Source organism: Bacillus salipaludis (assembly GCF_004358205.1).
This window is the reverse complement of the sequence record NZ_SMYO01000008.1, coordinates 120,256-134,354: the sequence shown is the minus strand read 5'-3', so window position 1 is coordinate 134,354 and position 14,099 is coordinate 120,256. Positions and strand designations below refer to the sequence as shown.

Below are 14,099 nucleotides of genomic sequence, written 5' to 3'. Positions count from 1 at the left end.
AGAAAGGGGTGCGGGGGATGCCAAAAGCTGTTTCTGAATCCTATCCAACCAGTCACCGAAAAAAGGCACTAATTCTTTCCATAATTCCAGGGGTCGGTCAACTTTACAACAAGCAATTTTTAAAAGGATTTTTCTTACTTATCTTAAGTGCAGCATTTGTATATGTTTTTAAAGACCTAATTAATATTGGATTATGGGGATTAGTGACACTAGGAGAAATTGTACCAGAAGACCATTCTATTTTCTTGCTTGTATACGGTATTTTATCTGTCATCGTCATTATTTTTGGTCTTGGATTCTACGTATTTAATTTGCGTGATGCCTATAAGGTAGGGGAAAAACGTGACAGTGAAGAACCAATTAGCACCATCAAGGAACAATATCGTAATGTTGTTGATCATGGATTTCCATACTTAATCATGTCACCTGGTTTTTTGCTATTAGTCTTCGTGGTTATTTTTCCGATTATTTTCGTTGTGTTACTAGCGTTCACTAACTATGACTTATACCATACACCTCCTGCGAAACTGGTGGACTGGGTTGGGTTCAGAAACTTTGCGGAAATCTTTGAAATCGATATTTGGCGGCAAACCTTCTTCTCTGTTTTGGCTTGGACATTGGTGTGGACATTTGCTGCCACTACGCTTCAGGTTGGTTTAGGAATTTTCCTAGCGGTCATCGTAAACCAAAAGGATGTAAAGGGAAAAGCCATCATTCGTACTGTCTTTATCTTGCCTTGGGCTGTACCGGCATTTGTATCCATTCTAGTTTTTGCCGGGATGTTTAACGAATCCTTCGGTGCCATTAACCGGGATATCCTCGGATTTTTCGGAATAGACGGTCTCCCATGGATGACAGAAAAGGTTTATACCAGAATTGCCCTTATTTTCATTCAAACTTGGCTCGGCTTTCCGTTCATCTTTGCGATGACAACAGGTGTACTTCAATCAATCCCTGCTGATCTTTATGAAGCGGCAACAGTTGACGGAGCAAATAACTTTCAAAAGTTTAAAAACATTACCCTGCCGTTAGTGTTATTTGCCACTGCGCCCGTCATCATTACACAATATACTTTTAACTTTAATAACTTCAATATCATCTATTTATTTAATGGCGGCGGACCGGCAGTTACCGGTCAAAACGCCGGCGGGACTGACATTCTCATTTCATGGATCTATCGTTTGACAATGACGTCGGCGCAATACTCGAAGGCTGCCACGTTAACCTTGCTGTTATCCGTGATTGTCATTACTGTCGCACTTTGGCAGTTTAAGCGAACTAAGTCATTCCAAGAAGAGGATATGATGTAATATGAATACAAAAAGACAAAATTTCATTCGGCTTACGTTAACTTATTTGGTGATCTTAATTATGTTTGTCCTGATTTTGTACCCACTCGCTTGGATTATCGGTTCCTCTTTTAATCCGGGTCAAAGTTTATCAGGCTCGAGCATTATTCCGAAGCATGCGACACTCAGCCATTACAAGCAGTTGTTTGACCTGGATAAAAGCAACTATGTATTCTGGTATATCAATTCGTTAAAGGTAAGTATTTTAACAATGGTTTTTACCGTTATGATTGTCAGCTTGACTGCTTATTCTTTTTCCCGCTACCGATTTGTGGGGAGAAAGAACGGCTTAATGACATTTCTGATCCTGCAAATGATTCCAAACTTTGCGGCACTTATCGCTATTTATATTTTAGCGACCTTGACCGGTTTAATTGATACGCATATAGGACTTATCTGTGTGTATGTCGGTGGTCAAATTCCAATGAATACTTGGCTGATGAAAGGTTACTTAGATACGATTCCAAAAGAGCTGGATGAATCAGCTAAAATTGATGGTGCAGGTCATTTTCGAATCTTTTTCCAAATCGTGATGCCGCTCGCAAGGCCAATGATTGCAGTTGTAGCCTTATTCGCTTTTATTGCACCATTTGCCGATTTTATCATTGCCAGCATTTTGCTAAGAACGGAAAAAAATTATACATTAGCAGTAGGATTATATGATCTTGTTGCAAAACAATTTGGTGCTGAATTTACAACTTTTGCAGCTGGTGCTGTATTGATCGCCGTACCGATAGCGATTCTTTTCTTATCCTTCCAGCGTTACTTTGTTTCTGGTTTAACGGCCGGAGGTACAAAAGGTTAAACTCATTTTAATCTTTGAGAATTGTCTAGCTCCAGCGCCTAGCCCCTCGAGGTCACAAGCCAATCCGTCCAAAAGGTTAAAGAACAACCTTTCGGCCGGCCTGTCGAGTGCTGGTCGGGGCTGACCAAGGCGCTTGAGCATTTCAATATAAAGTGGGGTGAAATAAATGACTATAACGATAAAAGATGTGGCAAAGCTTGCGAATGTGGCCCCGTCTACTGTATCGAGGGTTATTGCCAATAATCCTCGGATTAGTAAAGCAACAGCGCAAAAAGTAAAAAAGGCGATGGAGCAATTAGGGTATCATCCGAACTTAAATGCACGAAATTTAGCCAGCCAGTCCACTCAAACCATCGGGCTAGTTATGCCGAGTTCAGGGGATGTGGTTTTCCAAAACCCGTTTTTCCCTACTGTTTTACAAGGAATCAGCGAAGGGGCTCATGAAAAACAATATGCGATGCATATAACAACAGGGAAGACAGATAAAGAAATCCTTGATGCAGTGACTCGGATGGTTCAGGGGAAAAGCGTAGATGGTGTCATTCTTCTTAATTCGAAGGTAGAAGACCAGGTGATTTCCTATTTAAAAGGAAGAGAGTTTCCCTTTGTCCTGATTGGAAAGCCATATAAGGATGTAGAGGAAATTACCCACGTAGATAATGATAATTTCCGGGCGATGAAAGAGGCGACTGAATATTTAATTCAGCACGGGCACAGTCAAATTGCCTTTATCGGCGGGAGTCTTGAACTTACTGTAACCGTTGAGCGGCTTTTAGGTTTTGAGCGGGCGCTTAGGAATGCTAAAATTCCTTTGAAAAATGAATATATTATTCACGAGGAATTTCTGCGAGAAGGCGGGCAAGAGGCTGTTAGGGAGTTAATGTCGCTTGAAGAACGGCCGACGGCACTGGTTGTCGCGGATGATTTCATGGCACTTGGTGTTTTGAACATGCTTGATGAATTAGGGATTAAGGTTCCCGAAGACATCTCCATTGTCAGCTTTAATAATGTTCTTTTGGCGGAGATGTCAAAGCCGCCGTTAACCTCTGTTGATATCAATATCTTCGACCTTGGCTATCAAGCATCAAAGAGCTTGATCCAAATGATTGAAAATAGCAAAGAACCGACAAAACGGATTATTATCGCTCACAAATTGGTTGAACGTCTTTCATGTGCAGAGCCGATCAAGTAACAGGGGTAAAAGTACGATTTGGGAAGGAATTAATATGAATAAATTATGGTGGAAAGAAGCGGTTGCCTATCAGATATATCCCCGAAGTTTTATGGACTCAAATGGGGATGGGATTGGGGATATCCAGGGGATTATTGCAAAGCTGGACTATTTAAAAGAGTTAGGGATTGATGTAATTTGGGTCTGCCCCATGTTCAAATCCCCTAACGATGACAACGGCTATGATATTAGCGATTATCAAAAAATCATGGATGAATTTGGAACGATGGCTGATTTTGATCAGCTTTTACAAGAAGTCCATGACCGTGGTATGAAATTAATCCTTGATTTAGTGATCAATCATACGAGCGATGAACATCCATGGTTTATTGAATCTCGTGTTTCTAAGGATCATCCTAAACGGGATTGGTATATTTGGCGGGATGGTAAGAATGGGGAAGAGCCGAATAATTGGGAAAGTATTTTTGGCGGCTCGGCATGGGAGTATGACGAGAAAACGAACCAGTATTTTCTTCATATTTTCTCGCGTAAGCAGCCTGATTTGAATTGGGAGAATCCGGAGGTGCGGAATTCTCTCTATGAAATGATCAATTGGTGGCTTGATAAAGGAATTGACGGTTTCCGCGTGGATGCCATCAGCCATATTAAAAAGGAACCAGGACTCAAGGATATGCCAAATCCGGATGGTCTAAAATATGTCCCTTCCTTTGATAAACATATGAATGTAAAAGGGATTCATACTTTTTTAAAAGAGTTAAAAGAAGAAACCTTTGCAAAATATGACATTATGACTGTTGGGGAAGCGAATGGTGTTTCAGTGGACGATATTGATCTTTGGGTCGATGAGAAGCAGGGGAAATTCAATATGGTCTTTCAATTCGAGCATCTCAACCTTTGGGATGCGGAGCTGAAAAAAGTCCTGAATATTATTGAACTAAAAAATGTTTTATCCCGCTGGCAAAAGGGACTTGAATGTATGGGCTGGAATGCCTTATTCATCGAAAATCATGATAAGGCTCGGGTAGTTTCCACGTGGGGAAATGACCAGGAATATTGGCAAGAAAGTGCAAAGGCATTTGCGGCTATGTACTTTTTGATGCAGGGAACTCCATTTGTTTACCAGGGACAAGAAATAGGGATGACCAATGTAAAATTTGAGTCCATTGATGATTACGACGATGTTGCTACGAAAAATCTTTATCACTTGAAAACGGCAGCTGGGGTTCCACATGAAGAGGTTATGAGAATCATTTGGGCATCAAGCCGTGATAATTCGCGAACACCAATGCAATGGTCAGCGGAACAAAACGCAGGTTTTTCGACCGGAGCGCCATGGATGAAGGTCAATCCAAATTATTCGGAAATCAATGTTGCGGACCAAGAGAAGAATCCAGATTCCGTCTTGAGTTTTTATAAAAAAATGATTCGGTTAAAAAAGGCGAATGAAGTTTTTACTTATGGGATGTATAATTTGTTATTAGCCGAAGACCCGCAGATTTATGCCTATACAAGAACATTATCACAGGACCGGGTGATAGTATTGGCCAATCTATCTGAACGGCCTGCTAGCATAGGCGAGGGAATTGGCATTGTATTTGATTATAAAAATCTACTTTTAAAGAACTATGAGATCGAGAAACATGAACCATCTGAACGAATTACGTTAAAGCCATATGAAACAAGAGTCTATCGGGTATAGAAAAAAGCGGAGGGAATATTGACCTCCGCTTTTTAAATTTCAATTAAGATATTGCTTTAGGTTTTTCTTTTTCAATATGATTTTTCCTTGCTTTTCGAAGGAAAGGAATAACCCAGCGGTCTAACCCAATTTTACCCGCGTTATATCCGGCAGTTAAAATAATAAAGCCAAGGAAGATGTCTCGTGGGTTATGAGATACGGTTCCTGCTAAGAAGAAGGTAAAGTTCATCAATAAGCCAAAGAACATGGCAGCAGTAGTGAAGCAGCCTAGAATAAGACCAAGTCCGACTAGTGTTTCTCCCCATGGTACAAGGAAATTGAATAAATCTACATTTGGAAGTGCAAAGCCTTTAAGAAACCCTACAAACCAGCTGAAAACAACATCCCCTTCAGGTCCTTTTACCGGGTTGGCAATCGCTCCTTTTAAATAACCAGATGCATCGAATCCTCCCATTAATTTGTGCAGCCCTGCTGTGAACCAAGAGTAACCCAAGTATAAACGTAATATCGTTAAAAGGACGGCAGCGCTTTTATTTTCCCGTAAAAATTGATTAAACATAACTCATTCCACCTTTCATGTTTTTATTGATTCTTTATACTACAATGTATTCACCGGTCATCTTTTTAACATATTGATAGGATTATGTTCACCGTTTGTTCGAAATGTTTTGACAAACTGTTGACTGGGTTAGAATCTAAAAAAAGCGATTTTCTCTTGGACAAAGAGAAGATCGCTTTTTTTATAACCTATTATGCTCTTCGGTTATAGGTGAGTTTTTTTAGATAGGTCATTCATATTTAAAATCTATGTTCCCCATTTCATGGAAACGGATAAGGTGCAGCAGCTCATCGGTGCTTGCTGAGTAGCTTGTGTGCTCAGCTCAAAGATTACGCCAGAAGGAGTAAATTTTGTAATCACTGGGACTTTTAAGCCAATAGAGTGTATTAATTGATCAACCTCAGCCTTTTTTCCCTGTTGGGCGACTGTCATCATTTTCCTAGCAAATCCAGGATCTCCTAAACGGTCTAATAAAATACTTCCTTGTTCCATTAGGAGGCGAAAGGACTTCACCGAATTTGAAAATATTTTTATATCAACGGGCGGGTACGTTCTTGGTATGGGGGGGGTTATATAATAACCAGGGTAGGTGGTTAAGGGAAGATAATTTGGGTAATGAAAAGGGTTATAGTTCATTTGTAACTCTCCTTCCATTGTAGAGACATAAGGCATTATACCTTATGAAGAATGGGATACTTTGGTTACTTTGTAAAAATTCATTCCTTGGCGGGAGAGGAATGTAAAACCTTGTCGGAAGGTTTATCGGTGAATTCCTTGATAACGTGATACATATCACCGAATAACTTGTCTCTATCTGGTAAATTGTCCCTAGAGTCAAAATATTTAAATACAGGGGGATGAAGGTTGAACAAACGAAATTTAGCATTGCTGACTATTTTTCTTACCTATTTTTTGATTGTGTTCGGAGGGTACGTGGCTTCCTCTAATTCCGGTATGGGGTGCGGACCTGAATGGCCGATGTGTAATGGTGAAATTATTCCATCTTTAAAAGGAGCTACTCTGATTGAGTATCTGCACCGGATGATTGGGGCTTTACTTGGAATCCTGTCTTTACTGTTATTTTTCCATATTCTTCGCTCAAAGCTGGGTTTTACTGCTCGTATGGTATCCTTTACGATGCTCGGGCTCCTCACGTTTCAGGTTCTTCTTGGTGCAGTAGTCGTGGTACGCGACCTGCCTTCCATTATCATTACCATCCATTTATTAATTGCGATGCTTTTTATGGGCTGTTTAATATGGATATGGAGTTACCCTTATTTAGATGGTGCGCAACAGTCCTATCAGGTTCGACACCGAAGTCAAAAATCAATTATCTTTCATTTAAACATCTTACTGGGCCTTATTCTATTAACCTTGGGATTTGGGGCCTATATTAAGCATGAAACTTACGGACTGGCCTGTGGCTGGTTGGGCTGCAGGCAATCATTTTTCAGAGGGACAACACCAGAGGTGCTGCAATCTTTTCATAGAGGGTTAGCAGTTGTCACGGCACTTTATCTTCTAGTCGTAACATATTATGCTTTTTCAAAAAGTTGGGGCAAGGTTTTAAGGAGACGCATGTTATTGTGTACCTTTACGGTACTTATGCAGCTTGTGATTGGCGTAATGGTTATTGTCACAAAGCTTGATCTCCCATGGGCTGTTTTCCACCTGGCCATCGCTACTGCTTTGTTCGCTTTTGTTACGGAAGCAAGGGTTTATGCGGGGAATTTGGCAGTTAAAGCAGGTCCTAAATATCCGCAAAAAGTTGGAGAGCATGGGCGGCGAAGTAGTTTTTGATAAGGATTCGCTGATAAACTGCTCCAATTCGCTGATAACAGTGAAAAATACGCTGATAAATTAAAAAGTGCTTGGATTTTTAGAAATCCAAGCGCATTTCTCAATGAATATCAATATTCCCGCTCGAAACCGAAAGATTAATTTTATGCTCTCCGGTGCCATATGTTCCCCTTATGCTTTTACGGTTAAATTCCTTAGATTTTAAAGGGAAATCACAGGAAATATTACCGCTGCTTACTTCTCCATCTAAATCAAAGTCTGCATCATCCGGCAGGTCAAGATTAACAATCCCGGAACTTAAATCAAGATTAATCGAATCGGTTAATTTGTCTACCTGAATTTTTGCTCTTCCTGATGAAACTTCCCCGTTTATTTTGCCTTTATAATGTTGAATATCAAGATTCCCTGAACTGAGGTCAAACGATCCTGTCTTGGTCGTTAATGAATCAATTTGAACATTACCTGAAGAACCATCGTGATTAAAATGATTCACAGTGAGGTTGTCGAGCTTCATATTTCCAGATCCAATATCGAGGGATAGTTCATCTAATTTCATAGACTTCCCCGAAAATTCAAGATTCCCAGAGCCCATATCAATTTCCATATCTTGTTTATAAGTTTCCGGAATATAGATTTTTAATGTTTTCTTTTTAAATGGGGTCCAATCAAACCAGTCAAACCATTTCTTTTTCACCGTGACTTCAACCGTATCCCCGTTCTCGTTCACAGTCAGTTTCCCGTTTCCCTGAAGCACAGCTTTTAAATTCATGCGATCCGCTGGAATTATATTAGCATTAACAGCGGAAACATCAACCTTAATGACATGGACATCCCCTGAAATCACAGCACTGCCTTCACGACTTCCGGCAGAAAACCAATCAAAACGCAGCGATTGTTGAAAAACAAAGTATAAACCCGTAATGATTAATAAAATAATCACAATTCTTTTCATCTTTTCCCCCACCTTATTTCCAGTTTTTATCTCTAAATACATCTTATAGGGGAAAGGTATTTCTCACAATGTACTGGAGATTTAATTCTTTTTAAGACTTAAGACGTATGGAGCCGGGGGACCTTTCACACAAAGTAAAAATGGATATATTTTGGTAGACGAAATACTTTAATTTACTGGAATTTGTGCTATTCTTTGTATTGGAGGTGTTTAAGTTGACAACAGAAAAAATTACGCCAAAAGAATTACATGAACGTTTAGAAAGAAATGAAAAGGTTTTGCTTCTTGATGTCCGAGCTGAAGATAAATATCAGGCTGAACACATAGCAGCCCCTCAAATTGAAAACCTCAATATTCCTAAAACGATTATTTTTGGAGTAGAGGAAACAAAAGAGGAAGCGAAATTATCCCTTCCAAGGGAAGAGGAAATCATCGTTACCTGTACGACAGGAAATTCTGCAGCGAAATGTGCTAATATCCTAAGCAGCCTTGATTATAAAGTCAAAGTTTTAGAGGGTGGCCTTTCGGCATGGAAGGAATATCAAAAATCGCTGGAAAAATAGTGGGGAGAGATCTTCATGCTGCAAAGATTAAATAAGCAACTAGAAAAAATTATGCCTTTGATAACACCCATCAGCGTCATCCTAGGAGTTATATTAAGTGTTTATCTAAAGGACTTTTCCTATTTAATCCCTTGGTTATTTTCATTTATGACCTTTTCCGGGAGCCTAAGTTCCAATTTTAAATCGCTAACAGAGGTAATTACCCATCCATTCCCTGTATTCTTAGCTATGTGCATTTTACATGTGTTCATGCCGCTTTGGGCCTGGGGGGTGGGGCATGTTGCCTTTTACGGTGATGACTTTACAATCACAGGGTTAATCCTAGCTATGGTCATTCCAACAGGTGTCACAAGTTTTATTTGGGTATCAATTTACAAAGGAAATATTCCGTTGACCTTATCGATTATTTTAGTGGATACATTACTTTCCCCACTCATTGTTCCTTACTCCATTTCTCTTTTCATGGGCCAAAAAATCGACATGGATTTCATAAGTATTATGAAGGGGTTATTTGGAATGGTGGTCATTCCTTCGTTAATCGGTATGTTCTTTAATCAGCTAACGAAGGGAAGGATTAAGGAGCAACTAGGTTCAAAGCTTGCTCCTTTTTCAAAAATTTGCATGGGGGTCGTTGTAATGTTAAACGGCTCTGTTGTTGCCCCCTATTTGCGGCATGCCCATCTAAAATTAGTCCTTATTACCTTGGTGGTATTTTTCATTGCCCTTACTGGTTATTTATTTTCCTTTTTCCTAGGACGGTTAATTAAAAGTGACCGTGATACTGTGATTACATTAACTTTTACCGGAGGAATGCGGAATATTAGTGCAGGAGCTGTTATTGCCGTTTCTTATTTCCCTGCTGCAGTAGCCGTTCCTGTCGTGGTCGGCATGCTATTCCAACAAATTTTAGCATCATTAAATGGACATTTTTTAAATAAATATTATGATAGAAAGATTGGACACCGAGAATCTAAATCTGTTGCTGTATAGTTGTTAAAAAGGAGTAAAGATGAATGAGTAATTTCACAAAAACGGGAAGTGGATTTTTGACTGGAATTCAAGGCATTCAGTGGTCAGTCTTTATGCTCACCAATATTATTGCCGTCCCTATAGTCGTCGGGGCAGCTTTTCATATGTCTCCCGCCGAAATCTCAACTTTTATGCAACGCATGCTATTTGTAACGGGGGCAGCTACCTTAGTCCAGTTGTTCTTTGGACACCGTCTTCAAGTGGTAGAAGGTGCTGCCGGTATGTGGTGGGCTTTGTTCATTGTTCTTGGTTCCATGGGGTCTGAAAAAGAGCATTTATTGCAGCAATTAGAATTGGGTCTAGTCATTGCAGGAATTATTTTAGTGATATTGGGTTTTTCACCAATAATCGAAAAAGTTACAAATTTGTTTACCCCTATTGTAACTGGAGTCTATTTAATTTTGCTCGTCAGCCAAATGAGCGGTTCCTTTATAAAAAGCATGCTGGGAATTACCGAAACGAATCATCTAAATGGGAAAATTATTGGTATATGTTTAATAGAAATCGTTGTAATTTTATTTTTTTCCTTAAAGGCAAAAGGAATTCTGAGGAGCATGGGACCTTTAATTGGAATTGTGATCGGCTGGTTATTATTTCATTTCTTAGGATTAATTCAACCAGGAAAAACGTATGAGCCCGCAGGATGGTTTGCTACTCCGAAAGTATTTACCTGGGGTGAACCACAGTTTGATTTCGGGATTGTCCTAACTTCTGTCATCACTGCCATTATCTTAATTTCTAATGTAATTGCAAGTATACTAGTGGTTGGGACTGCTATAGATAAGGAGATAAAGCCACGCGAGTATTCAAAAGGGATTTTCGGCAATGGGGTCAATTTATTTCTCTCAGGACTCTTTTCTGTAGTAGGAGTTGTGCCATTATCCATTTCTGCAGGATTCATTGGAACCACAGGAATTAAAGAAAAAAGTCCCATTGTGGTTGGGGCGGTTTTAATTGTGATTTCTAGCTTTTTTCCATACATTGGTGAGTTTTTTTCTCACTTGCCAATGGAGGTTGCCTATACATCCCTATTTATTCTATTTTCTCAAATGATGGGCTTTGGCATCCGTGATCTCATGGGGCAGGAACCATCGTCGAGAAATTTACTAGTAATTGGTCTTTCGTTAATGGCTGGGATTGGAATGATGTTTGTCCCGACCGCTGCGTTTGAAACGATTGCTCCATGGCTGCGTAATATCATGGCCAATGGCCTACTTGTTGGTCTAATTTTATGTTTACTATTAGAACATGTGGTATTTCGGGAGAAAAAAAATCCTGCTATATATTTGAACTAAATTACAAAACGAAATCCTCTCGCGTTCTTCGCCGAGAGGATTTTGTTATTCTTTATCAAACCAGAGAGGATCATCGATATCGACATCACCATTATAATTAATGAAGATTTCTTCTCCTGCTTTAATATCTTTGTAGGCATAGAAATCAAAGGTGTGATTATCAAAGTTAATCTCATACCTGGCATTGGGTGTGTATGAATGGTTAAACAGCATCCCATATCCTAATAAAATGGCTGTATGGTTTTTCCCATACTCAAAGGCATAATCCGCAAGAAGTGTCTTTTCGATGTGTTCATGTTCTTCATTCGGATAAGAAATGACCGGGGCTTCATGAATCAATTCCCCTTCCGCAATATCACAAGTGGCAAATACGCCCCGATTAAACTCTCCTGCACTGATCGTTGAAGTCTTAATCTCAATCATATTAATCTCCTGTTTAAAGTTCTTTTCTTCTTAGCTTGACAGTTAGTATGGATAAAAGCAAATATTTTTACTCTTAAATCAAGTACCTGTTTTTTACGTGGAAGAGAAGTATAATGGGTGTATCTTTTATTTCTTTTTAAAAGGAGCTTTCAATATGAATATCATCGACCTGCATTGTGATGCATTACTTAAGCTATCAGAGGGGAAGGGAAGACTGCGTTTTGCCGATGCCCCTGAATTAGAGACGAATAAAGCACGTTTACATAAAGGAAAAGTGAAAGTTCAGTGCTTTGCGATTTTTATCGAACCGGATATTCCTTCTGATCAAAAATTCCAAGAAGCCCTTCAGCAAATTGATTATTTTTACAAGGAGGTTCTTGGGAAGAACCCAGATATGGTTCAGATACGGGAGTGGTCAGATTTTGACAATCTTAAGCTTGGTCAGATTGGCGCGATGTTAACGCTTGAAGGTGTTGATGCAATTGGCAATGATTTAGCGAAGCTGAATATTCTTTATCAGCTTGGAGTTCGTTCGGTCGGCCTGACTTGGAATAATGCCAACCTTGCAGCAGATGGAGCGGGGGAACCACGCGGTGCTGGACTTACCCATTTTGGGAAAAAAATCGTCAAGTTCCATAATAATCATAAAATCCTAACAGACGTTTCCCATCTTTGCGACCGGGCATTTTGGGATGTAATGGAGATTGCAAAATATCCAATTGCCAGTCATTCCAACTCAAGAACGCTTTGCAACCATCGACGGAATCTAACGGATGAAATGGCTGTGGAAATGTTTAAAAAGGACGGGTTAATTCATGTTGTCTATAATCCTCCCTTTGTAAAAGAAGAGGGAGAAGCAACCATCGCAGATCTTATTAAACATATTGACCATTTTTGTTCACTTGGCGGTGTAAAACAGATTGGATTGGGTTCGGATTTTGATGGGATTTCTGAATTTATTATAGATTTGGAAGATGCATCGAAGAGCCAAAACCTCATTAATGAATTATTAAAGCATTATTCCGAATCAGAGGTTAGAGGCTTTGCCGGCCAAAACTTCCTAGATAAGAGACCGGGAATTGGAAGATGAAGATAAGGGGGGCTGGTTTAAGAATCGGGAAACTGCCAACAGGTGAAAAGAACTGTATTACCGATGTAGCAGGGGTTAGGGTAGGACATGTAACGTTGGATTACCCTCTGGATGCATCGGGGAATGAGTATGCCTGTACAGGAGTTACTGCCATATTGCCGCATAACGGAAATTTGTTTCGGGAAAAAGTCACGGCCTCCTGCCACGTCCTTAATGGATTTGGGAAAACCACGGGTCTAGTGCAAATCAATGAACTAGGAGTGCTTGAATCACCCATTCTGTTAACGAATACCTTTGCTGTTCCGGCGGTTACGCAGGGGACACTTCAATATATGCTTGAGGACAATCCCGAAATTGGAGAGACAACAGGAACGATCAATGTGGTTGTCGGTGAATGCAATGACAGCTATCTTAATTCAATTCGGCTTTTTCCGGTAAAGCCAGAGCATGCTGTGGAAGCCATTCGAAAAGCAACCGCTGAGCCTGCTAGGGAAGGGGCTGTTGGTGCCGGAAAGGGGATGGTGTGTTTTGGCTATAAAGGCGGGATTGGAACGTCTTCACGTAAATTTGAAGAGTATACGATTGGCTGCCTTGTTCTAAGCAATTTTGGAAAAAAAGAAGAGTTTCAATGGGCACGTTATTTTGGTGAAGGAGAAGCTCTTTCGGAACCGGCTGATGGCTCGATAATCATTGTTCTTGCGACAGATGCGCCGTTAAGCGACCGGCAGCTTAAGCGTGTGGCTAAGCGCTGCGGAATTGGCTTAGGAAGGACAGGCAGCCATTTCAGCCATGGGAGCGGAGATATTGTGATTGCTTTTTCAACGGCACATAAAATTCTTCATTTTTCTGAGGGCCCTTTGGAGATGCACACACAACTTCGCGAAGACCATTCGATCATGAATCAGCTTTTTATGGGAGCTGCTGAGGCCGCCGAGGAGGCGATTCTTAACTCCTTGTCACAGGCTGAGACCACAAAGGGGCGTAATGGCCGTGTTGTTAACCAACTTTATTTTAAAAAGGAATGAACTTTAAAGTGTATTTAACTATAAAAGAAACAGCAGAGTATTTATCTGTCCCGGTTTCAACTGTAGAAAAGCTCGTGCAGAAGCGAAAAATTCGTGCCCTCTATGACGGAACTGAATATTTAATTTATAAGGACCAATTTAGTACGCATTTGAGGCAGATGGAAAAATACAAACAACTAGTCGAGGAAATCTTAAATGAGCCAATTCCGGAAGATCTTGATGTGAAGGATGAGGATTAGCTTTCAGGCTAGCAATGAATGAAAGCTATCATGGAATGCATACTAATAACAAATTTTCTTTTCTGAATTATGGAGGGGA

Annotated in this window: 15 protein-coding genes; 11 read left to right on the top strand and 4 right to left on the bottom strand. The window is 40.1% G+C overall.

Annotated features, from left to right (window positions below; translation table 11 throughout):
- The first annotated feature begins 17 nt into the window (after nt 1–17).
- From E2K98_RS17770 to E2K98_RS17755, 4 genes are all read left to right on the top strand, one after another.
- Entirely contained in the window at nt 18–1,310 is a 1,293-nt protein-coding gene (locus tag E2K98_RS17770; protein WP_133336436.1) for a carbohydrate ABC transporter permease, read from the top strand.
- 1 nt (nt 1,311) lies between these two features.
- The gene (locus E2K98_RS17765) at nt 1,312–2,154 is read left to right on the top strand and encodes a sugar ABC transporter permease (protein ID WP_133336434.1); all 843 of its coding nucleotides are present in this window, start codon (nt 1,312–1,314) and stop codon (nt 2,152–2,154) included.
- A gap of 166 nt (nt 2,155–2,320) precedes the next feature.
- A complete protein-coding gene (locus E2K98_RS17760) occupies nt 2,321–3,346 on the top strand; it encodes a LacI family DNA-binding transcriptional regulator (RefSeq protein ID WP_133336432.1) in 1,026 nt (341 codons plus the stop codon).
- Nucleotides 3,347–3,380: 34 nt separating this feature from the next.
- Nucleotides 3,381–5,045 (top strand): glycoside hydrolase family 13 protein, encoded by a 1,665-nt coding sequence (locus E2K98_RS17755; RefSeq protein ID WP_133336430.1) that lies wholly within the window; start codon nt 3,381–3,383, stop codon nt 5,043–5,045.
- A 43-nt stretch (nt 5,046–5,088) separates the two neighbouring features.
- Here the strand turns inward: E2K98_RS17755 and E2K98_RS17750 are convergent, their stop codons facing one another.
- Nucleotides 5,089–5,604: a DoxX family protein gene (locus E2K98_RS17750; RefSeq protein WP_133336428.1), complete on the bottom strand. Its 516-nt coding sequence runs from the start codon at nt 5,602–5,604 to the stop codon at nt 5,089–5,091.
- Between the two features lie 246 nt (nt 5,605–5,850).
- A complete protein-coding gene (locus tag E2K98_RS17745) occupies nt 5,851–6,240 on the bottom strand; it encodes a hypothetical protein (RefSeq protein WP_133336426.1) in 390 nt (129 codons plus the stop codon).
- A gap of 228 nt (nt 6,241–6,468) precedes the next feature.
- On the opposite strand from E2K98_RS17745, the gene E2K98_RS17740 reads away from it, so the two are divergent.
- On the top strand, nt 6,469–7,404 hold the full coding sequence (locus E2K98_RS17740; protein WP_133336424.1) for a COX15/CtaA family protein: 936 nt from the start codon (nt 6,469–6,471) through the stop codon (nt 7,402–7,404).
- A gap of 100 nt (nt 7,405–7,504) precedes the next feature.
- Here the strand turns inward: E2K98_RS17740 and liaG are convergent, their stop codons facing one another.
- The gene (gene liaG, locus E2K98_RS17735; RefSeq protein ID WP_133336422.1) at nt 7,505–8,356 is read right to left on the bottom strand and encodes a LiaG family protein; all 852 of its coding nucleotides are present in this window, start codon (nt 8,354–8,356) and stop codon (nt 7,505–7,507) included.
- 206 nt (nt 8,357–8,562) lie between these two features.
- On the opposite strand from liaG, the gene E2K98_RS17730 reads away from it, so the two are divergent.
- From E2K98_RS17730 to E2K98_RS17720, 3 genes are read left to right on the top strand one after another with little or no spacing between them, the layout of a single operon-like run.
- The gene (locus tag E2K98_RS17730; protein WP_407921218.1) at nt 8,563–8,919 is read left to right on the top strand and encodes a rhodanese-like domain-containing protein; all 357 of its coding nucleotides are present in this window, start codon (nt 8,563–8,565) and stop codon (nt 8,917–8,919) included.
- A gap of 15 nt (nt 8,920–8,934) precedes the next feature.
- Nucleotides 8,935–9,909 (top strand): bile acid:sodium symporter family protein, encoded by a 975-nt coding sequence (locus tag E2K98_RS17725; protein WP_133336418.1) that lies wholly within the window; start codon nt 8,935–8,937, stop codon nt 9,907–9,909.
- A 23-nt stretch (nt 9,910–9,932) separates the two neighbouring features.
- Nucleotides 9,933–11,243 carry a purine/pyrimidine permease gene (locus E2K98_RS17720; RefSeq protein ID WP_133336416.1) on the top strand — a complete coding sequence of 437 codons (1,311 nt, stop codon included), beginning with the start codon at nt 9,933–9,935 and terminating at the stop codon, nt 11,241–11,243.
- A gap of 45 nt (nt 11,244–11,288) precedes the next feature.
- Here E2K98_RS17720 and E2K98_RS17715 read toward each other — a convergent pair whose 3' ends face one another.
- Entirely contained in the window at nt 11,289–11,666 is a 378-nt protein-coding gene (locus E2K98_RS17715) for an SET domain-containing protein (RefSeq protein ID WP_133336414.1), read from the bottom strand.
- Between the two features lie 154 nt (nt 11,667–11,820).
- Here E2K98_RS17715 and E2K98_RS17710 point away from each other — a divergent pair, with 154 nt between their 5' ends.
- From E2K98_RS17710 to E2K98_RS17700, 3 genes are read left to right on the top strand one after another with little or no spacing between them, the layout of a single operon-like run.
- Nucleotides 11,821–12,756, top strand: a complete 936-nt coding sequence (locus E2K98_RS17710) for a dipeptidase (RefSeq protein ID WP_133336412.1) — start codon at nt 11,821–11,823, stop codon at nt 12,754–12,756.
- A complete protein-coding gene (locus tag E2K98_RS17705; RefSeq protein WP_133336410.1) occupies nt 12,753–13,781 on the top strand; it encodes a P1 family peptidase in 1,029 nt (342 codons plus the stop codon). Before E2K98_RS17710 ends, E2K98_RS17705 begins: the two co-directional genes overlap by 4 nt.
- An 8-nt stretch (nt 13,782–13,789) precedes the next feature.
- Complete coding sequence (locus E2K98_RS17700; RefSeq protein ID WP_133336408.1) at nt 13,790–14,020, top strand: excisionase family DNA-binding protein; 231 nt, start codon at nt 13,790–13,792, stop codon at nt 14,018–14,020.
- Nucleotides 14,021–14,099: the final 79 nt, after the last annotated feature.